Below are 18,979 nucleotides of genomic sequence, written 5' to 3' on the forward strand. Positions count from 1 at the left end.
GTCGCTAACCCGGCTTCTTCGCGCCCTGCGCAACGGAAATCCACCCGACCACCGCCGCGGCGACCCAGCAACAGGTGATCATCAGGTCCAGATCCATCCAGCCCTCGAAATTCGTGCTGTTTTCGAAACTGCAGCGCTGATGGCCCCTGACCCACATGCAGCCGCTGATCAACTGCTGGATGTGCATGTAGACGCTGTACACGGCAACGGCCGAAGCGATGACGGCGACCCGCAGGCTTATGCTCTTTTTCATTGACGCTGAAGGCGTGGGATGATCTCGCGACGATCTTAAGCCAATGGCGAGGCGCGACGCAATCGATCCGGTATCGGCGCCGGTGGTGTACGCGGTGTCATGCATGCAATCGGCAGCGTACGGCGAAATCGTCGCCACGGAGTCGTTGCGCGCGATCGAGCCGGTCACGCTCGGAAACATCGACGCATTCGCTGAAGCACGATTGCGCACCCGACGGCAATCGCGCATCGGTGTTCATCAAAACCGATGGGCTCGGCGATTATCTTGCCTGAGTACGCGGACAACCATGCCGATGAAAACGCTCGTCGTGGTATGCGACCGGATGAGGTAGAAGCAGGCCGTTGACGCACTCGCGATCCTGAACGCGAGTGGCGACCGGAGCGTATGCGCAGGTGCGGGCATGGCGCTTGCATCGCGTGGTGCCCTCGCCTGCTGACATGACGCTGGCAGCGGGCCGCGCTCAAGGTTGAACGATCGCCTGCCGAGGAACGCCGCCATGACCGATACCGCCGCACTCGCCGACCACGCCCCCAAACGCCGCGGCGTGACGCTGCTCACGCTATGCATCGCCGTGCTCGTCGCCCAGGTCGATACGGCCGTCGTCAATCTCGCGACGCGCGCGATCGGCGCCTATTTCCATGCCGGTGTCGGCGCATTGCAGTGGGTCGTCGACAGCTACAACCTCACGTACGCGGTGCTGCTGCTGACGGGTGGCCTGCTCGCCGACCTGTACGGGCGCCGCCGCATCTTCATGGCCGGCACGACGATCTTCACGATCGCGTCGCTGCTGTGCGCGCTGGCGCCGTCGGTGTCGGTGCTGATCGCCGCACGCGCGCTGGCCGGCGTCGGCGCGGCGCTGTTGCTGCCGGCATCGCTTGCGATCGTGCGCGTCGTGTGGCGCGACCCGGTCGAACGCGGACGCGCGCTCGGCATCTGGGCCGCATGCAATGGCGTCGCGATGGCGATCGGCCCGACGCTCGGTGGCGTGTTGATCCGGCACTTCGGCTGGCGCAGCATCTTTTTCGTCGTCGTGCCGCTGAGCATCGCCGCGATGCTGCTCGCGATCCCGGCCGTGCCCGAGTCGTCCGATCCGCACGGCCGGCATTTCGACGGCGCCGCGCAAGTCGCGGGCGCCCTCGCGCTCGGCGCGCTCGCGTATGCGGCGATCGTGTTCCGCGAAGCGCCGGCCGCCTGTGCGATCGCCGGCTGCATCGCGGTTGCGTCGTTCGTCGCGTTCGTGGCGATCGAGCGCCGCCACGGCGAAGCCGCCCTGGTGCCGCTCGATATTTTCCTGATCAGTGCGTTTCGCGGCGCGATCGCCGCGACCACCGGCATGACGTTCGGGATGTACGGCGTGCTGTTTCTGCTGCCGCTGACGTGGCAGAGCATCGGCCGCCTCGATTCGACCGGCGCGGGCCTTGCGCTGTTGCCGATGGCGCTCGTGTTCGTCGTCGTATCGCCGTGGTCGGGGCCGCTTTCCGAGCGCATCGGCGCGCGCGCGACGACGGCCGGCGGTGTCGCCGTGATCGCAAGCGGGCTCGCCGCGATCGGCGCGTCGGCGGACGCGTCGAGCCTGTTCGGCGCAGAAATCGGCCTCGCGCTGACGGGGCTGGGGATGGGAATCGCGACGGGCCCGTTGATGACCGTTGCGGTCGGCGCCGTCGACGCGGCGCGCTCGGGCACCGCCAGCGCGCTCGTCAACGTCGCGCGGATGACTGGCGCGACGCTCGGGATCGCGGTGCTCGGCACGGCGTTCGCCGCCATGCACGGCGGCGCGACCGGCCTGCGGGTGGCGATGTTCGCCGGCGCGGCGGTTCAATTGACGGGCGCGGCGGTGGCGGCAGTTGCCGTACAGCGGTCGGCATGACGCGTGACATGCGCGCTCGGCACACGCGGCGCCGGTAAAGGCGGGAGAAACAGAAGAAGCCGCGGCGCGACAGCGCCGCCGACTACCGACGAACGGCACGCCGCGTGCCGTTCATCCGGTTCGTCCGGCCACGAGACCGGACGGGGAACGATAGGTGCGCGCTGCGCACCTATCGTGGCCGCTTAGCGGCGCGGCTGGCCGCTTCGCGGCGGACGCGGGGAATTCGCGTCCTTGTGCCGGAAGTTGATGCGGCCCTTGGTAAGGTCGTACACCGACAGTTCCAGCGTCACGCGATCGCCCGCGAGAATGCGGATGTGGTTCTTGCGCATGCGGCCCGACGCGTACGCGCCGACCACGACACCGTTTTCCAGCGTGACACGGTATTTGCTGTCCGGCAGCACTTCGTCGACGATTCCGTCCAGTTCCAGCAGTTCTTCTTTTGCCAAACCAATTCCTCCAGACAAGGTGATTGACCGCGGCCGCGGCGACTGCCCGGCGCCGGCTCCCGCAAACGGGACGGCGGCCGGCAAGCGGCCGGGATCGGTTCGTTCAGACGGGCCTCGGGCCAGTCTTGCGATCGGTGCCCGGCGCGTTGCGACGTTCGGGCGGTCGGTGGCTGCGGCGCCAGCGGCGCCGCGCAAGTCGGGACCGCGCCAGCTACGGCATGGCGGCGGTCTGCTCGGGTTGATGCGTTCAAGCGGTGATGCGCTCGCGAAACGGCATGCATTTCACGAGGGCGTTGCGTCGCATGCGGTCAGGCATGCGATGAGGGAGGCGTCACGACCGATGCATCGTGATTGTCGCGATGCATCGGTCGTGCGCATCGGAACGCACAGGCTGCCGTCGAGCGGCGCCCGCGCGATACGCTATCCGGCAGCGGCCCGCTATCCGGCAGCGGCCGCCGATGGGCGACCGATGCCGATGCGGCTTACTGCGGCGTGATGTTCGACGCTTGCAGACCCTTCGGGCCGCGCTTCACTTCGAAGCTGACCTTCTGGCCTTCGGCCAGGGTCTTGAAGCCCGTGCCGCGAATTTCCGAGAAATGGGCGAACAGATCGTCGCCGCCGTTGTCCGGGGAAATGAAACCAAAGCCCTTGGTTTCGTTGAACCACTTGACGGTACCGGTATCCACAAATACTTCCTTAATACAAATGACGAATGATGAAGATGCGCCCGCGACGGGCACAGAAAGAATCAAAGAGGGAGAGACCAACGACTGCCGCACGGTGTGCGGCCAATGATGAGCAATCGAACTTCTTGACGACTTCGGTCTCGGACACTACGCGGTCGCGGCCGTTTCGTCAAGTTCTTTTGGTGCAGCGCACAAGCGCGGACCCTCGGGCGCTGCACGGGATGCCGGCCGGCGAAGGGCGCTACATCGTCTGTTGGGACGGGGGGACCGCCCCTGCGACGCTAGTCGAATGGATTCAGCAGCCGGACGCCGGTGCGAGCGAAATCGTCGACGTTGCGCGTGACGACCGTCAGATCGTTGATCAGCGCGGTGGCCGCGATCAGCTGGTCGAGCTCATGCGTCGGATCCGGCACGCGCAAATGCCCCCACATCTGGCTGGTCTCGACATCGACCGGCAGGATGTTCGGCGCATAGCCGGACAGGATCATCGCCACCCAGGCCTCGAGCGCCGACGCCTGACTGTGATCGCCGCGATGACGGATCAGGTCGACACCGCGCCGCAGCTCGGCCACCGTCACGACCGACAGGTAAAGTGGGCTTGCGTCGGCTTCGGCCTGCCTGAAGAACGCCCGCACGCCCCGGTTGGTTCGCTTGCCCTTCCTGATTTCGCTGATGACGTTCGTATCAATCAAGTAGGCCGGGCGATCAGACGTTTTTTCTTTGGTTTTCAATGGTCTTAGGGTCCGGTTTCGGCCAGAAATCGAGTGCAGAAGTGTGCCTCATGCGGCCAGTCGAATCAACGACTTACAGTAGGGTTCCGAACAGGCTCACCGGTCCGCGTCGCCGTGCCGGCTCGCCCCGCACAGGTTCGCCAAGCAAAACATCCGACTTGCCATTCTGTACCCAATTGGGTACAATTTTGGCATGATTACTTTGCAGCGGTCAGACGAATTTAACGAGTGGCTTGCCAACCTACGCGATCAGCGCGGCAAGGCCCGAATCGCCGCCCGCCTGGTTAGCGCGCAGCTCGGCAATTTTGGCGAGTACCGCATGCTCGACGAAGGGGTCTGCGAACTGAAGATCGATTTCGGGCCGGGCTACCGCGTGTATTACGTCCGTCGCGGCGAAGTGGTCTACCTCCTTCTGTGCGGCGGCGACAAGTCGACGCAGAAGAAGGACATCAAGCGCGCGGTGCAGATGGCGCGCGAACTGACGGAGTAAACCATGACCAACTACACCGAGTTCGATGCGGCCGACTACCTCGACAACGATGAGGCGGTCGCGGAATTCCTCGCCGTCGCGGCCGAGGACCCAAATCCTGATGTGTTCCTCGCTGCCGTCGCGGCTGTCGCGCGCGCGCGCGGCATGACGAAAGTTGCAGCGGCCGCCGGCGTCGGCCGTGTCGCACTTCACAAAGCGCTGACGCCCGGCGCACACCCGCGCTACGAAACCATGCAGAAGATAATCCGGTCGCTTGGCCTTCGCATGAGCTTCACCGTCGCACACTAACAAAGAGAGAGAAGATGAGCCGATTTGAAGTTCCGAAAGAAGAATACGACCGCGTGAGTTACCACCTTGCGCAGTTGGCCAGCGAGTTCGACCGCCCAAACAAGGCCGACCAGAAAGTACGCGACAAGGCAATCTCACTCGGTGAAAAATACTTCACCGATCCGCGGAACACGACGCCGGCTGACATTTCGCAAGCCAGGGAATTTCTCAGGGGGCACAACCGCAATCCGGACGCACCGATTCCCCCGATCAAGCTGATTCAACCTGTGCCTATGCCCACTGACGACTGGATCAGCGTCGGCGATCAGCTGCCGACGATCTCGGAGAATGTCAACGAAGCGCCGGTCAAAGTTCAGCTTCTCGTGGATGACGAAGTGGTGGAATTGAATGCTTTGTTCATCAACGAGCAGTCCGGCTACAACATGTTCGACAAGCCGTGCTTCGTGATGCTCGGTCGTCGCATGGATCGACTCAATCTGGATAGCGGCGCGCCGCTCATTGCCGAATTTATCGAGCCGACCCACTGGCGCCCGCGCGAGGCGTAACGCCGGTTACGTGCTCTCGTCGGCGCCTCAATCGGCCGACGCCGATTCAGTGCCCGCGTCGCGAGCAGTTCTAGATACTGCTGCCCGAGAATCCCAAAGACGGCCCCAATACCTGTCACCGCCAGTGGCGGCAGGTCGGGGAACAACGTCAGCGCCGCGCCGGCGGCGACGCTCAGGCCGGATCCGACGATCGTACGCCCGATGATAATGCGGACCCCGGGCCGCTTCGGTTCGGCCATCATCTTCCCAAACGCGATCACGCCGCCGATCGCCGCCAGGCCGCTGACTTCCTTCCACACCTTCCAGATTTCGCTTTCGGTCGTCATACGCCCGCCGTGTACGTCGTCTTCACGCCGACCTTCCGCGCCGTGAGTGCCTGACGCCGCGGCGTCGCGCCTTCGGCCGGCACGCTGATATGCTCCCACCGGTCGTATTCGTTGATGATCTGATCGAACGGTAGTCCCGACGCAGCGATCGCACGCGCGATATCGCGCGGTGCCCCGAACCCCGAGCACTGAAAGTCGGCCGCGCGGCCTGTCAGGTGGTCGCTGTTCGGCACGCCGCCGACCGCACGATTCACGACCTGGTTGCGATAACCAGACGTGATCCGAATCGGCTTCGAGCCGAGCATCACGCGCACCTGTTCGAGCACCGGCGCGAGCCTGCACAGATTGTCCACGGCCGCCGCCGTCGGCGTGTTGTCGATCTTCCGGTCGCGTGCCGTATCGCTGCGCGTGAGTTCTTCGAGCGTGAATTGTGGGGTGAGCTGCATCGGTCCTCCTGATCGTCACGCGCCCGATCGCGCGATAGCGGCGTCGATCAGCGCGCGCAGCGCGACAAGGCCCACGCGCGCGGCCGCCGTGTCGCCGCCATTGGAAAAATCGACGATCGGCACGATCGCCGTAACGTCGCTGACGGCCGCGCCCGTGTCGCTGTCGACGACATGCTCGATCGTGCGCAGCGACACCGCGTCGACCGCGCCGGCAGCGTCGAGCTGCACGATGTAGTGCGACGGCTTCGTTACCTTCTGAAATGCCATGCCTCTCTCTAATTCACATGCGCTTCGAGCGCAAAACTCACCTGACCGCCGGGGCTCGACGGGTTGATGCAGCGGTATTCGAACTGCACGTTCGTGTCGTCGACCTGCCGCACACGCCAGTACGAGAACTGCGCTGGTGCGACCGATAGGCCGGTCATCGTCAGCCGCACGTCGCGGCGCCGGCACGGCCACAGCAGCCCATGCGCGACCGTCACCTGTTGCGCGACATCGGTATCGACCGGCAGCGCCTCAATCTCGGCGACGAAGTGCATGCCCTTCGGCCCGGTCGGCAAGCCGTTCGCCTGAATGTCGAACACGTCGCGGTCTGGAATCGGCGCGTTGCCGGCGACGTACACGGTGCCGGCGTCCGTCTGGTAGATGCGCAGCTCGACGCGGTTCGCCCCCTGATAGACGTCCGTCGGCCGCGTGTAGCTGAAGCCCGTCAGGCAGCGCACCAGCAGCCCACGCACGCGGTTCTGCGATCCGGTGATCGTCAGGCCAACGCGGCATTCACGCGCGATCAGGTCGTTGATCGAGTTGCCGACGCCGGAAATCACCACGCCGTCGAAACGGTTCAGCGTGCCGATCACCTGCGACGTGCCGACCTGGTTGTAGTTGCCCGAGATACGCAGCACAGTGCTGCCCCCGCGAAACGCCGTCGTTTCGCATGATCCCGTAGTGAGTCCCGATCTTGATATCGTTGCCCGACAGGATCAGCGAGTCGCCACCCTGCCCGCCGAAATACTGCTTCACGATGCCGATCAGGGTGCTGCTGCCGCGGATCTCGCACTGGCTGCCGTCAACTACAAGCAAGCTGCAGGACATGTTCGTGCCGATGTACATGTTCCGGCGCGCGCGGTCGCTGTCTTGCGTCCATTTCATGTCGTTCGAGTAGCAGTGGATCGGCCCGTACAAGGATCGTGTCGTCGGCGTGCATACCGGCGCGAAGCAGTCGACCGGCCGCAACTACAACCTGCGCGCGAAGGCGTGGCGCGGCGCCCGCGACTACCTGGCCGACGGCCCGGTGAGCATGCCGCCCGATCCCGAACTGAAGGCGCAGCTCGCGTCGGTGAAATACAAGTTCCGCGACGGCGCGCTGCTGATCCAGTCGAAGAAGGAATACAAGGCCGAGTTCGGCAAGTCGCCGGACCGCGCTGACGCCTTCATTCTGACGTTCCTCGCACCGACCGAAGAAGCCCGCAAGCCGCAGAGCGCGCCCGTCGCGCGCGTGCCGGCGCCCTCGAACCTCGCATGGATGGCCTGATGGCGACGAACGAAACCCTCGACCGTGATGACGTCGCCGACGTGCGCGATGAAGTCGTCGAGCGCGCGCAGCGCCGCTGGAAACGGTGGGACGAACGCGAGAGCGAGAACCGCGCGCGCAGCACGGCCGACCTGAAGTTCTGCGGCGCATGCTCGCGCTCGTCGTAGCCATCGGGCTGCAGCTCGGCCGGCAGCATGGCGATGAACTGGCGCACCTTCCACAGCAGCGACTTCGGGTCGCCCGCCTTGTCCACGTAGTCCTCTTTCCGGCTGCCGAAGCCAACGACGGTGCCGGCGTGAAACAGCCACATCCAGACCGCAACGCCGACGCACAACCACGACGCGCCGACGCCTTACGCTGGACACTTTCCTGACGATTCTGGGAGAGGCGCCGAAGGTGTCGTCGTGGCTGGAAAACGCGATGCTGCTCGCGCTGGTATCCGGTCAGGATCGGTCGACCTGCGGGCGGTGGGAGCGGTCGTGGACGCGAAACGGTTTCTCGCGCGTGACGAGGCAGAAAACCGGCGTCGTCGTCGAGATTCCCGTCTCGCTTCGGCTGGATGCGATCGGCCTATCGCTCGACGACGTGATCGCCCGCTGCAAGCGGACCGGCGTCATCAGCAAATACCTGATCCACTACACCGGCCGGAAGAATGGCACCACGCCCGGCGCGCAAGTAAGTCTGGCGACAATTTCCGCAGCGTTCGCGCGGGCACGGAAACGAGCCGGCATCGCTGACGAGAACGCGCCCTCGTTCCACGAAATCCGCAGCCTGTCGAAGCGCCTGTACGACAAGCAAGGCGGCGTCGACACGAAGGTTCTGCTCGGCCACATGTCCGACACGTCGGCTGCGCTGTACGCCAACGCGCGCGGCGTCGAACCGCTCCGCGTGCGCGTGAGTTCCTAACGAATTCTGAACAAGTTCTGAACACGCCCTTATGCGACAAGGGTTTCCGGGCGATCGAATGTTTCAATCAAAAACACGCCCGACCTCGCCTGAATCCTGAACACGTTGGAAATCCGCGTCTTCGCCAACCTCCGGCATGCTCATCAACACTTGCGCGAATGTCCGCCGCTTCGGCCGGCCGAGCGCTTCGGCCAGAATGGCTCGATGTTCGGCCTCGGCGCTCCTGCCGTTGGCCGCTGCCTGCTCACGCAGGCTTTGAACGATAGTGTCATCCACGTTACGCACCAGAAGATTTGCCATGAGTACCTCCATCCAGGTTTGCTATCAATGATAGCGTCACGAGGGTAAATTGCAAGCATTGCTATCACCCTTGTGACCGGATGGACACGGGAGCCGGCGCGAACCGGCGGCAACGGACGGCGAGCATCCGCCCCCTTTCGCCGCTGGTCCGACGCATCGACCTGCTGTCGCTCAAGGTAAGCCCGAGCGGGACGATATGGAAGCCGGCCGAACGGCCAATCTGGCACCCATCGATCACGACGCACGTCGGCCGGCGAGGAACTCAATTTGCGGCGCGGCCTAGTCGGTGACATGCGCCAAGACCGCGGGCGTCGCGTCGATTCGCGCTGAAACATCGTGTTGCATAACCGGCCGCGGGCATCGCTATCGTTTGATACCATCAGACCACAAGACCGGCGATCGAACACCGTGCGAAGCGCGCAGAAGACCTTGCATCGACGCGGACCCTCCGTGCCTGAAAATCCCGATCCAAGACACGAGACGCTCTTCAGTGGACCTTGTTACGCCAACGCTGGAAACCCTCTTCTCCCCGACACCCGACAAACTCTACTTCCCGGCCTGCCTTGCGGCCGTGGCGATCATCGCGTGGCTCGTCGCCCGACACGTACCGTTCTACCGATCGGCCGTCGACAAGTCGCTGTCGATGCGCTATCGCAATCTCGACGGTTTCCGCGGCATCCTGGCCACCTCCGTGGTCTTTCATCACTTCGCGTGCAACCAGGCGTTGCTGTCGACCGGCGCCTGGGGCGCCGGCACCGAATTCCTGCGCAATCTCGGGACGATCCCCGTCGCGATGTTCTTCATGGTCACCGGGCTGCTGTTCTGGGAACGCGCATGCCGAGGCACGCTCGACGTGCGGACTTTCTTCGTCGGACGCGTGCGGCGCCTCGCGCCGCTCTATCTGTTTTACGCGGCCGTCATCGTCGCATGCACGCTTTACTGGTTTCCCCGCAACGCCGTCGGCGCACCGACGCAGTTGCTGGCCGACCTGCTCAAGACCGTTTCGCTCGGCTGGTTCGGCGCGTTCCCGATCAACGGAGCGGAGCGCACGCCGTATCTGAGCGGCGTCTGGTGGACCCTCGCCTACGAATGGCGGTTCTACGTCGCCGTTCCGTTTCTCGCGTGGTTCGTCGCCACGCGTGCGTGGCGCAAGCTGCTCGCGCTCGCGATCGTCACGGCCTGCGCCGCGCTGTACGGGCCGCCGGGCGGCATGGCGCTGCTGTTCGCGTTCGGCGCGGTGGCCTACGAGGTGTCGCGACATCCCGCGATCCGTGCGCGGCTGGCCACGAAACCGGCGGCAACCGTCGCGCTGCTGATCCTCGCGACGTCTCCGTCCCCGGCCGAACGCTATTCGATCGAAGGCGCGCTGCCGCTGCTTCCGGTGTTTCTCTGCATCGCCAGCGGAAACACGTTCTACGGCGTGCTCAAGACCCGGCCGCTCGCGCTGCTCGGCACCACCAGTTTCAGCATCTACATGATCCACATGGTGATCGTGTACATGATCATCCATGCGTTCAACAAGTTCGTTTTCCCAATCAATTCGGCCGGCAACTCGGGCATCTGGGCGCTCGCACTCGCATGCGCGCTGATTGCCGTCTTGTGTGCGCTGCTGACTTACCGCTACGTCGAGCATCCGTTCATCGCCACGCGCAACGACGCACGCCCGGCGCGCCGCGCGCCCGAGCGAACGCGCGTCCGCCGCGTCGAGCACCGTCCGTCCGACGATGAACATGTCGTCGATGCAGTCGGCGAAACCGCTTCCCGATGACGAGCGGAATCGGTACCATCGGGCGATCGAAGTCCAGCGGCCGCCGTGCGACCATGAGGCGGCGCCGCTCACGCCGGACTTCCGTACCACCGATTTCGCCATGTCCCGGGAACCCACACATTCCGCGCTGCTCTGGATCGTCGCCGCTGCCTTCTTCATGCAGTCACTCGATACGACGATCGTCAACACGGCACTGCCTTCGATCGCCCAAAGCCTGCATGCGTCGCCGCTCGCGATGCAGCCCGTCGTGGTCGTCTACACGCTGACGATGGCGATGCTCACACCGGCATCCGGCTGGCTCGCCGACCGGTTCGGCACGCGCCGCGTGTTCTCGGTCGCGATCCTCGTGTTCGTGCTCGCGTCGATCGGCTGCGCGGCGTCGCACACGCTCGGCCAGCTCGTCGTCGCGCGCGCCGTGCAGGGCATCGGCGGCTCGATGCTGCTGCCGATCGGGCGGCTCGCCGTGCTGCGCCGCGTGCCGGGCGAACAGTACGTCGCGGCCATCGCGTTCGTGTCGATCGCCGGGCAGCTCGGCCCGATCGTCGGGCCGACGCTCGGCGGCTGGCTCACACAGGCGATTTCGTGGCACTGGGTGTTCATCGTCAACGTGCCGGTCGGTGTGGTCGGCTTCATCGCCGTGCAGCGCTACCTGCCGCACGACCAGGCGACGCAGCCGCCGCCGTTCGACTTCGTCGGCTGTGCGCTGCTGTCGGCCGCGATGATCGCGCTGTCGCTGGCGATCGACCCGCCGATGTCCGCGCATCGCGCCGCGTGGGCGGCCGCGCTCGCCGGGCTCGGGCTGGCGAGCGCGCTTGCGTACCGGCCTCACGCGCGGCGACGCACGCAGCCGCTGTTCCGCCTCGGGCTGTTCCGCGAGCCGAACTTCGGGGCGGGGCTGCTCGGCAACCTGCTGTGCCGGATCGGCACGAGTTCGGTACCGTTCATGCTGCCGCTGCTGATGCAAGTGCAGCTCGGCTATACGCCGCTGCAGTCGGGGCTGATGATGCTGCCGGCCGCGATCGCGGGCGTCATCGCGAAGCGGTGGATCGCGCCGCTCGTGAAGCGCTTCGGCTATGCGGCGTTTCTGGTCGTGAATACGGGGATCGTCGGCTGCGCGATCGCAGGGTTCGCGCTGGTGTCGGCGCGGCCCGCGCCGGTGCTGGAAGGTGCGCTGCTGATCGTGTTCGGCGCCGCGAATTCGATGCAGTTCGCGGCGATGAACGGCGTGACGCTCAAGGGGCTGTCGCATGCCGACGCCGGCAGCGGCAACAGCCTGTTCACGATGATGCAGATGCTCGCGATGGGTTTGGGCGTGTCGATCGGCGGCGGGCTCGTCAACCTGTTCGCCACTTATCGGGGCTCGACGGCGCACGGGTTCATGCTGTCGTTTGCCTGCATGGGTGCGGTGACGCTGCTGTCGTCCGTCGTGTTCCGGCGGATCGATACGGCCGCGCCGGCGGCCGGTACCGCGGCGCGCCGTTCCGCGTGATCGCGGCCGTCAGTTCACCTGGCGGCGCTCGACGACGCGCTTGAGCACCCAGCGGATCGACGAAGCGTCGGCCGGCGGCCGCGCGACGCGGTATTCGTCGACTTCGAGCGTGTACAGGTAGCCGGGCTGGTACGCAAACCCCTCGATTCCCGCGTACCACAGGCTCCATGGTTCGCCCGGGCTGCTGCGCACCTGCAGGCACTCCATCGGCGCGACGCCCGTGCAGCGCGCGGACTGCGGCGCGACATAGACGGTTTTGGTCACGGGCTTGCCGTCGGCCGCGCGAGCTGCATTCGGCGCGGTGGCCGCCGCGTCGGTCTGGCATCCGGCGACGAGCATGCTGCCGGCAATGGCGGCCGCGCCAAGCAGCGTTCGGGTCTTGTGAATCATCTGGCATGCCTCTGGAAGCATTGGAGGGCCAATTAGACGAGCCACGCGGCGAGAAGGTTCACCAACACCTTGCAGAACGCGTTCGGCCATTCCGGTTTGTCGGATGTCGCGTGCGAGCCGATACGTTACCGTCTCCCGGGCCCGCGGCGTGCATCGTCCCCGGCCACGCGATCGCAATCGACGGCCGCTTCACCGGATAGTGATCGTGTACCATCGACGCTTCCCGATACGCTTTGGCGCGCTGCCTTCGTTCGCCCGGCCACGCCCGCGCGGCTCGCGCGGCGCGTTTCCTTCGCATGACCTCATCCGCTTCGTCCGACACCGCGCTGCGCCCGCTGCCGATCGATACGCTCGCCGTGCCGGCCGCACTCGACGGACGCACGGGCACCAACCGCTCGGGCAGCGCGCATCCGCAGATCGCCGCGACCAACGACCTCGACGCCGTGCGCGCGTGGCTCGCGCGCTTCGTCGATACGCCGACCACGTTCCAGAACTACCGCAAGGAAGCCGAGCGCCTGCTGCTGTGGGCCGTGATCGCGTGCGGCAAGCCGCTGTCGTCGCTCACGCACGAGGATCTCGTCGTCTACCGGCAATTCCTGCTCGCGCCCGCGCCGGCCGAGGTGTGGTGCGCGAACGGCGGCCGCAAGCATCCGCGCGACGATCCGCGCTGGCGGCCGTTTTACGGGCCGCTGTCGGCGGCCAGTCAGCGACAGGCGCTGGTGATCCTGAACGTGATGTTCTCGTGGCTCGTGCAGGCCGGCTATCTGGCCGGCAACCCGCTCGCGTTGTCGCGACAGCGGCAGCGCCGGCCCGCGCCGCGCGTCACGCGCCATCTCGGGCAGCCGCTGTGGCAATCGGTGAAGGACGCGATCGCCGCGATGCCGCGCGACGATGCGCGCGCGTGCTTTCATGCGGATCGCGCGCGCTGGCTGTTCACGCTGCTGTATCTCGGCGGGCTGCGCATCACCGAAGCGGCCGATACGACGATGGGGCAATTCTTCTGCCGGCGCGACGCGAACGGGCACGAGCGCTGGTGGCTCGACGTGACAGGCAAAGGCGGCCGGCAGCGGCTCGTGCCGGCCACCGACGAGATGATGGCCGAGCTGTCGCGCTACCGGCGTGCGCACGGCCTGCCCGCGCTGCCGTTCGACGGTGAGCCGACGCCGCTCGTGCTCCCGGTCGGCCAGACGCGCAAGCCGCTCACGCGCGCGGCGCTGCACCGGATCGTGAAGCAGGTGTTCCGGTACGCGGCCGATCGGCTGCGCGCGAACGGCGAAGCCGGCGAACAGGCGGCGCGCGTGCTCGAACAGGCGTCCGCGCACTGGCTACGCCACAGTGCAGGCTCGCACATGGCCGACGGCCGCGTCGACCTGCGGCTCGTGCGCGACAACCTCGGGCATGTGTCGCTCACGACGACGAGCCAGTATCTTCACGCGGACGACGACTGGCGGCATCGCGAGACGGAAGAGAAGCACCGGATCGGGTGGGACTGAACACCTGGCCGGCGCACCGCGACTCGGTGAACGAGGTCGAGCCCGCCCCAAACGCGTCGTGGTTGCACTTCGCACGATTGCTTGCCGCACGCATGTCGAGCTCGCCGCGCGACGCGTCGACACGCGTGCCGTGTCAGTACACGGCGACCCAGTGCCCCGGCACCCACGCCCAGTGATTGCCGGCCCACCGGTAATGCCCCTTCGCCCACCGATAGCCGGGCGCGGGCGGCGGCGGCGCCACCTCGACGACGGGCGCGGGCTGGGGTGGCCGCACGGGCTCGACCACGCAGGCGGACATCAGCGCGGCACTCGCGCTCACCAGCATGGCCAGCGAAACGGATCGGATCTTCATTGTCGATTTCTCCCTGTTGTGTAATGAGTTGATCGGGCCGCGCGCGGCATGCACCGCGTCACGCGACCCCGCGAATCAGGCCGCTCATCGGCCGTGTCGCGCCGCTTTCCGCGAACAACGCGGACGCGGTGCGGCCCGGATCGAGCCGCAGGCTGTCGGCGGCCGCGCCCGCGATCAGCGCGTCGAGCGACGCGGTCGGCTTCAGGTCGCGCCCTTCGTACAGGTCGCCGGGCCGCAGCCCCGGCCAGTCGGCGATCACACGCCCGCCTGCGACCGCGCCGCCCGCGAGCATCGCCACCGACGCCTGCCCGTGATCGGTGCCGCCCGTGCCGTTCGCCGCAACCGTGCGGCCGAACTCGGTCGCGACCAGCACCGTGGTCTGCTGCCATGCCGGCCCGAGGCCGTCGCGCAGTGCGGCGAGCATCGTATCGAGCGCCTTCAACTGATTCGCGAGCCGCGCGTTCTGCGCGCTGTGCGTATCCCAACCGCCCGTCTCGATCATCGCGATCCGCGGCCCGTCGTCGCGCGCGAGAAACGTCGCGGCGAGCTTGCCGACGCCGGCCGGGTCCTGCCGCGCATGCGCGTCGCCGGCGAGGCCGCGCGCTTCCATCGCCGATTGCCACAACGGGCCGAGCTGTGCGTCGGCTTCGTAGAGCGCCGACACGCGCGTGAGCAGATCGTCCGGCGCGGCCGGCAAACCGGACGGCGCATACGACGCGGCCTGCACCGTGCCGCGCAGCGCAAGCGGCACGGTCGGCGCGAACGCGATTGCGCTGTCGCGCGTCGCCGGCAGCAGCGCGGCGAGCCGGTTCAGCCAGCCGTCCTTCACCTGGTACGGCGCACGGCCGCCCGTTTCGAGCACGTTCTGGCCGTCGAAATGCGAGCGGTCGCGATACGGCGACGCGATCGCATGGACGAACAGCGCGTGGCCGTCGCGGTACAACTGCGCGGTCTGCGCGAGCGACGGATGCAGCGCGAACGTGCCGTCGAGCCGCGTCGCCGCCGTGTCGATCGCGAGCGGGCCGCGCAGCGACGCATACGCGGGCTCCGCATACGGGACGACGATGTTCAGGCCGTCGGCCGCGCCGCGCTGGATCACGAACACGAAGCGCCGGTCGGTTTCGACATTCGCGAATACGATCCGCGGCGCGACGAGGATCGCGCCCGCGCCGGCGGCGGCAACGCTGAGGAATTGTCGGCGGGACAGTGCCATGGTCATCTCCGTTGGAAATCGGGCGACACGAGCAGCAGCGCGAGCGACGTCGTCGCGCTTTCGGCGCGCGCGAGCGCGGTCGCGGTCGGCGCGCTCATCGAACCGGCGAGCAGCGTGTCGCCGAGCGTGCGCGGGTCGAGCCGGTCGCCCGTACGCGCGGCGAGACGCTGCGCGATCTCGACGCGGCGCACGAGCGCGTCGGGCGCGGCCCAGCTCGCGGCGACGTCGTCGTAGCCGGCCGGCGAGCCCGGCCGCCACACCGGCTGGCCGAGCTGCGCGAGCAGCGGCGCGGCCTCGAGATCACCCGTGTCGCGCCACCCGAGCCCGCGCAGCGACGATACGGCCCACTCCCACGGCGTCTTGAACTTGCGGTTGACCGGCGCCCACGCATCGGGCGCATCGACAAGCGCGCGATAGACGGTCGGTAAATCGCCGCCGCTCGCGGCGAATGCGCGCGCGAGCCGGTCGGTCAGCGCGGGCGGCGGGTTGTCGGCAACGAAATGACGAGCAAGCTGGAACGCGATGTGCCGGCCCGTCGCCTCCGAACACGCGAGGTCATGCAGGATCGCGCGCGCCTGCGCTTCGCCCGGTTGATCGTAGGTGCGGCCCATCACCGTGCGCGTGCCCGGTTCGTGCAGATTCGGGCGAAACACGAATGCGCCGGGCGCCGCATCGCCCGGCTGCGGCCCGCGCCCGCCGGCGATGCTCCAGCCGGTCAACGCACGGGCGAATTCCGTCACGTCGGCTTGCGTGTAACCGGTACGCACGCCGAGCGTGTGCAGTTCCATGATTTCGCGCGCGAGGTTCTCGTTGAGCCCGCGCTTCGCCGACGGATTGCGTGCCTGCGCACGCAGCGCGGCCGGGCTGTCGGGGCCGACCGAGCGCGCCTGATCGAGGAACACCTGCATCGCGGGATGCTGCTCGACGGCGACGAGCATGTCCTCGAACCGGCCGAGCACGTGCGGACGGATCGCGTCGCGTTCGAACGCGCCCGCATATGCGGCCACCTGCCCCTTGTCGACCGATACCGCGAAATGGTTCGCCCAGAAATGCACGAGACGTTCGACGAACGGCGCGGACGTGGTCAGCGCGCTGTTCATGCGCGCGGCGACGGCGCTGCGATACGCGTCGTAGCCGTCGCGGCGGATCGATTGCGCGGTCGCGCGCTTCGCGGCCGCGTCGTCGCCCGTCATCGCGTTGCGGATGTTCGCGAAGCGCGTGGCAAGCGTGACCGCGTCCGGCTCGCCGGCCCATGCGGCGGGCCGCGCGTCGTAGCGGTCGAATTGCGCGACGAGTGCCGCCTTCGGCTCGGCGGGCGGTGCTTCGTCGGCCCGTGCGCCGAGACCGAAACGGTTCAGCGCGATCACGGCCGGCGTGGCGTCGTTCGGATGGTCCATGACGGGCTCTCTTGCGGTGCGTACTCACGTTCAACGCAAGCGCACCGGGAAATCCGTCGCGGGGCGGGAAAATATTTCTCGTGATCGGGGAAACGCCGGGCGGAAATCTCGCCGCACGGCGGCGCACATCGTCGACGGACAACGCCCGGGCGATGCGCCGGAACCGGCACACGCATGACGCGCGAGCAATACGCGGAGTCGCGTGCCGCCCGCGCGCGGCTTACTCGCTCGCCGATGCGTCCGGCTTCTTCCGCAGCTTCGGCGGCAGACGCCAGTTGCCGCTGTGCTGCAACCCGTCGACGAACTTCACGCGCTCGTCGGGCGTCAGCGTCGCCGCGAAATCGACGACGCTGCGCTCGACCTGCGCACGCATCGCGGTGTCGGCCGCGCGCGTGCGATCGAGCGCCGCATCGATCGCTGCGCGATCGAGTTGTGGCGCGGCGAGCAGGTCCAGCACGGTGATTCGGCCGTCGCGCCCTTCGCGCGCGAAATCGCGGCCGCTCTTGCGCGCCGCCTTCAGCGCGGCGGCGAACTCGCGCTGCCGCGCATCGGGCAATTCGTCCGCCGCGAAACGCAACGCCGTGCGCTGCGCGGGCGTGCCGCCCGCATGCAGGTCGCGATGCGTCGAGAACCATTGATATGCGCCGCCGCCGATCGCGCCGAGCATGAACACGTTCAGCACGACCGAGCCGACGAGGGTGAGTTTCCAGCCGCGTTCGGTCATTCGTCGCTCCCGTCCACGCTCGGGCTGCCGAACGTCGTCGTCAGATAGCCCGGCTCGTGCGGCGCCGGCGGCGCGCTGCCGAGCATCAGCATCGACACGGCCACCGCGCCCGCGAGCGCACCGGCCAGGCCGACGCCCGCGAACGCCGCGCCCGACCACCATACGGCGCCGCGCCGGCGTGCGCGCCGCGGCGCGGGCGCCGTCGCGACGATGCGCTCGACGAGCGACGGCGCCGGCGGCTCGACCGTATCGCACGCGAGCCACGCATCGAGGTCGGCCGCATCGTCGAGCGCCAGCAGCGCGTCGCGCGGGTTCGCGTGCGCCCACGCCTCGGCGGCCGCGCGCTCGGCGGCCGGCCAGCGCCGCGCGTCCGAGCCGTACGCGGCGACGATGGTGCGAAATCGTTCGGGTGTCATCGCTTGTCCTCGCTAGGTGGGTCGCCGGCCAGTTGCGCGCGCAGATTGCGCCGCGCACGGGCGAGCAGGCTTTCCAGCGCATCGACGGTGATGCCCATCAGGTTGGCCGCTTCCACGTTCGACATTTCCTGATAGTACTGGAGCACCAGCGCTTCCCGCTGCCTCGGCGGCAATGCAGCCAGGGCCTGGCGCACGCGCGCGTCGCGCGAACGCAGTTCCGCATGCGCGGCCGGCTCCGGTTGCGTGTCGGGCACGTCGGGCAGCGTATCGACGGGCTCCTCGCGCCGGCCCCGCAACCGGTCGTAGCACAGGTTCAGCACGACGCGATGCAGCCACGTGTCGAAGCGGGCTTCGCCTTCACGCCAGCGCGGCGCCTGATTCCAGATTCGCAAGAACGTCTCCTGCGCGACGTCCTCGGCTTCGTTCCGGTCGCCGAGCATGCGCGTCGCCAATGCGAGCAGCCGCGGCAGCTTGCGCGCGACGAGCACGCGCACCGCCGATGAATCGCGCGCGCCGACGCGCGCGACGAGTTCCGCGTCCGGATCGCGGTCGCCGCGATCGCTCAACGCCGCCGGCTCCGTCGAGCGGCGCGCGAGCGCTGCACTGTCACGGCAGAGGGAACCGCCGCCCGGCTGAAGCTCATCGTGGTGCTCTCCTTGCATGCGTCGGGCCGGCGCCGGACGGCGCCATGCCGCCCGTTCGTCAACGCCGCGCGCGTCGCGCCCGACATGGCACACGGTGTCGGCCATATCCGTTTCATCGACGTCCGGTTCGCGCCGCATGTCGATCCCGTCAGCCGGCCGCGCGAGCGTCGGCCGGCGCGCTCAATATACGACGACCGGCGCGGGCCGGTAATACACCGGACGGGCCGGCACCACGACGCAGCCGGCCAGCACGATGGCTGCGGCCGCCACGATTACGA

At 67.5% G+C, this 18,979-nt stretch carries 27 protein-coding genes and 1 pseudogene; 12 read left to right on the plus strand and 16 right to left on the minus strand.

The features are described 5' to 3' along the window. Positions 1-4: 4 nt before the first annotated feature. Positions 5-433, minus strand: a complete 429-nt coding sequence (locus CFB52_RS35410) for a hypothetical protein (RefSeq protein WP_373680979.1) — start codon at positions 431-433, stop codon at positions 5-7. On the opposite strand from CFB52_RS35410, the gene CFB52_RS35415 reads away from it, so the two are divergent. Together CFB52_RS35415 and CFB52_RS22600 are read left to right on the plus strand one after the other, a co-directional pair. Next, entirely contained in the window at positions 357-584 is a 228-nt protein-coding gene (locus CFB52_RS35415) for a hypothetical protein (protein ID WP_180278240.1), read from the plus strand. The two genes, CFB52_RS35410 and CFB52_RS35415, sit on opposite strands and share 77 nt — an antisense overlap. 165 nt (positions 585-749) lie before the next feature. After that, positions 750-2,120, plus strand: coding sequence for an MFS transporter (locus tag CFB52_RS22600; protein ID WP_099317489.1), 1,371 nt, complete (start codon positions 750-752; stop codon positions 2,118-2,120). Positions 2,121-2,302: 182 nt separating this feature from the next. On the opposite strand, the gene infA is transcribed toward CFB52_RS22600, so the two are convergent. The 3 genes from infA to CFB52_RS22615 all read right to left on the minus strand — a co-directional run bounded on the left by infA (position 2,303) and on the right by CFB52_RS22615 (position 3,944). Continuing rightward, positions 2,303-2,566, minus strand: coding sequence for a translation initiation factor IF-1 (gene infA / locus CFB52_RS22605; RefSeq protein ID WP_006483034.1), 264 nt, complete (start codon positions 2,564-2,566; stop codon positions 2,303-2,305). A gap of 482 nt (positions 2,567-3,048) precedes the next feature. Then, a complete protein-coding gene (locus tag CFB52_RS22610) occupies positions 3,049-3,252 on the minus strand; it encodes a cold-shock protein (protein WP_006483056.1) in 204 nt (67 codons plus the stop codon). Positions 3,253-3,533: 281 nt separating this feature from the next. Then, positions 3,534-3,944: a type II toxin-antitoxin system VapC family toxin gene (locus CFB52_RS22615; RefSeq protein WP_099317490.1), complete on the minus strand. Its 411-nt coding sequence runs from the start codon at positions 3,942-3,944 to the stop codon at positions 3,534-3,536. Between the two features lie 232 nt (positions 3,945-4,176). Here CFB52_RS22615 and CFB52_RS22620 point away from each other — a divergent pair, with 232 nt between their 5' ends. From CFB52_RS22620 to CFB52_RS35175, 3 genes are read left to right on the plus strand one after another with little or no spacing between them, the layout of a single operon-like run. Further along, positions 4,177-4,473 (plus strand): type II toxin-antitoxin system RelE/ParE family toxin, encoded by a 297-nt coding sequence (locus CFB52_RS22620; RefSeq protein ID WP_099317491.1) that lies wholly within the window; start codon positions 4,177-4,179, stop codon positions 4,471-4,473. 3 nt (positions 4,474-4,476) lie between these two features. Then, positions 4,477-4,761 (plus strand): addiction module antidote protein, encoded by a 285-nt coding sequence (locus CFB52_RS22625; protein WP_060310902.1) that lies wholly within the window; start codon positions 4,477-4,479, stop codon positions 4,759-4,761. A gap of 14 nt (positions 4,762-4,775) precedes the next feature. Further along, complete coding sequence (locus CFB52_RS35175; protein ID WP_257220615.1) at positions 4,776-5,306, plus strand: hypothetical protein; 531 nt, start codon at positions 4,776-4,778, stop codon at positions 5,304-5,306. A 68-nt stretch (positions 5,307-5,374) separates the two neighbouring features. On the opposite strand, the pseudogene CFB52_RS35420 reads toward CFB52_RS35175, so the two are convergent. From CFB52_RS35420 to CFB52_RS22645, 4 genes and pseudogenes are all read right to left on the minus strand, one after another. Beyond that, positions 5,375-5,632: pseudogene (locus CFB52_RS35420) on the minus strand (hypothetical protein); the annotation flags it as partial. After that, complete coding sequence (locus CFB52_RS22635; protein WP_099317493.1) at positions 5,629-6,078, minus strand: D-Ala-D-Ala carboxypeptidase family metallohydrolase; 450 nt, start codon at positions 6,076-6,078, stop codon at positions 5,629-5,631. The pseudogene CFB52_RS35420 and the gene CFB52_RS22635, both read right to left, overlap by 4 nt. Before the next feature lie 15 nt (positions 6,079-6,093). Beyond that, the gene (locus CFB52_RS22640; protein ID WP_099317494.1) at positions 6,094-6,345 is read right to left on the minus strand and encodes a hypothetical protein; all 252 of its coding nucleotides are present in this window, start codon (positions 6,343-6,345) and stop codon (positions 6,094-6,096) included. Positions 6,346-6,353: 8 nt separating this feature from the next. Continuing rightward, positions 6,354-6,980: a hypothetical protein gene (locus tag CFB52_RS22645; protein ID WP_099317495.1), complete on the minus strand. Its 627-nt coding sequence runs from the start codon at positions 6,978-6,980 to the stop codon at positions 6,354-6,356. A gap of 296 nt (positions 6,981-7,276) precedes the next feature. On the opposite strand from CFB52_RS22645, the gene CFB52_RS22650 reads away from it, so the two are divergent. Genes CFB52_RS22650 through CFB52_RS22660 form a run of 4 tightly spaced genes read left to right on the plus strand, consistent with a single transcriptional unit; the run spans position 7,277 to position 8,515 of the window. After that, positions 7,277-7,609 carry a hypothetical protein gene (locus CFB52_RS22650; protein WP_099317496.1) on the plus strand — a complete coding sequence of 111 codons (333 nt, stop codon included), beginning with the start codon at positions 7,277-7,279 and terminating at the stop codon, positions 7,607-7,609. Then, on the plus strand, positions 7,609-7,776 hold the full coding sequence (locus CFB52_RS34725; RefSeq protein ID WP_155644490.1) for a hypothetical protein: 168 nt from the start codon (positions 7,609-7,611) through the stop codon (positions 7,774-7,776). The genes CFB52_RS22650 and CFB52_RS34725 overlap by 1 nt, the downstream gene beginning before the upstream one ends. Then, positions 7,758-7,982, plus strand: coding sequence for a hypothetical protein (locus CFB52_RS34325; RefSeq protein WP_124862030.1), 225 nt, complete (start codon positions 7,758-7,760; stop codon positions 7,980-7,982). Before CFB52_RS34725 ends, CFB52_RS34325 begins: the two co-directional genes overlap by 19 nt. A 23-nt stretch (positions 7,983-8,005) precedes the next feature. Beyond that, positions 8,006-8,515, plus strand: a complete 510-nt coding sequence (locus CFB52_RS22660) for a tyrosine-type recombinase/integrase (RefSeq protein WP_257220616.1) — start codon at positions 8,006-8,008, stop codon at positions 8,513-8,515. Positions 8,516-8,578: 63 nt separating this feature from the next. Here the strand turns inward: CFB52_RS22660 and CFB52_RS22665 are convergent, their stop codons facing one another. Next, positions 8,579-8,815 (minus strand): hypothetical protein, encoded by a 237-nt coding sequence (locus tag CFB52_RS22665; protein WP_059585143.1) that lies wholly within the window; start codon positions 8,813-8,815, stop codon positions 8,579-8,581. Between the two features lie 490 nt (positions 8,816-9,305). On the opposite strand from CFB52_RS22665, the gene CFB52_RS22670 reads away from it, so the two are divergent. After that, the gene (locus CFB52_RS22670) at positions 9,306-10,583 is read left to right on the plus strand and encodes an acyltransferase (protein ID WP_257220617.1); all 1,278 of its coding nucleotides are present in this window, start codon (positions 9,306-9,308) and stop codon (positions 10,581-10,583) included. Positions 10,584-10,683: 100 nt separating this feature from the next. Further along, positions 10,684-12,072: a DHA2 family efflux MFS transporter permease subunit gene (locus CFB52_RS22675; RefSeq protein ID WP_099317911.1), complete on the plus strand. Its 1,389-nt coding sequence runs from the start codon at positions 10,684-10,686 to the stop codon at positions 12,070-12,072. Between the two features lie 9 nt (positions 12,073-12,081). Here CFB52_RS22675 and CFB52_RS22680 read toward each other — a convergent pair whose 3' ends face one another. Then, the gene (locus CFB52_RS22680; protein ID WP_099317498.1) at positions 12,082-12,462 is read right to left on the minus strand and encodes a DUF4377 domain-containing protein; all 381 of its coding nucleotides are present in this window, start codon (positions 12,460-12,462) and stop codon (positions 12,082-12,084) included. A 296-nt stretch (positions 12,463-12,758) separates the two neighbouring features. Here CFB52_RS22680 and CFB52_RS22685 point away from each other — a divergent pair, with 296 nt between their 5' ends. After that, positions 12,759-13,955: a tyrosine-type recombinase/integrase gene (locus CFB52_RS22685; protein ID WP_099317499.1), complete on the plus strand. Its 1,197-nt coding sequence runs from the start codon at positions 12,759-12,761 to the stop codon at positions 13,953-13,955. A gap of 133 nt (positions 13,956-14,088) precedes the next feature. Here the strand turns inward: CFB52_RS22685 and CFB52_RS22690 are convergent, their stop codons facing one another. The 6 genes from CFB52_RS22690 to CFB52_RS22715 form a co-directional block, all read right to left on the minus strand. Beyond that, on the minus strand, positions 14,089-14,307 hold the full coding sequence (locus CFB52_RS22690; RefSeq protein WP_059585069.1) for a YXWGXW repeat-containing protein: 219 nt from the start codon (positions 14,305-14,307) through the stop codon (positions 14,089-14,091). 58 nt (positions 14,308-14,365) lie between these two features. Next, positions 14,366-15,520, minus strand: a complete 1,155-nt coding sequence (locus CFB52_RS22695; RefSeq protein WP_099317500.1) for a DUF1501 domain-containing protein — start codon at positions 15,518-15,520, stop codon at positions 14,366-14,368. Positions 15,521-15,522: 2 nt separating this feature from the next. Then, positions 15,523-16,917: a DUF1800 family protein gene (locus tag CFB52_RS22700; protein ID WP_099317501.1), complete on the minus strand. Its 1,395-nt coding sequence runs from the start codon at positions 16,915-16,917 to the stop codon at positions 15,523-15,525. Between the two features lie 220 nt (positions 16,918-17,137). Continuing rightward, positions 17,138-17,641, minus strand: coding sequence for a periplasmic heavy metal sensor (locus CFB52_RS22705; RefSeq protein ID WP_060009371.1), 504 nt, complete (start codon positions 17,639-17,641; stop codon positions 17,138-17,140). Further along, complete coding sequence (locus CFB52_RS22710; RefSeq protein WP_060310888.1) at positions 17,638-18,057, minus strand: hypothetical protein; 420 nt, start codon at positions 18,055-18,057, stop codon at positions 17,638-17,640. The genes CFB52_RS22705 and CFB52_RS22710 overlap by 4 nt, the downstream gene beginning before the upstream one ends. Beyond that, positions 18,054-18,839: an RNA polymerase sigma factor gene (locus tag CFB52_RS22715; protein ID WP_081066381.1), complete on the minus strand. Its 786-nt coding sequence runs from the start codon at positions 18,837-18,839 to the stop codon at positions 18,054-18,056. Before CFB52_RS22715 ends, CFB52_RS22710 begins: the two co-directional genes overlap by 4 nt. Positions 18,840-18,979: the final 140 nt, after the last annotated feature.

It is taken from the genome of Burkholderia sp. AU18528, from assembly GCF_002223215.2.
Taxonomy (GTDB): Bacteria; Pseudomonadota; Gammaproteobacteria; order Burkholderiales; family Burkholderiaceae; genus Burkholderia; species Burkholderia semiarida.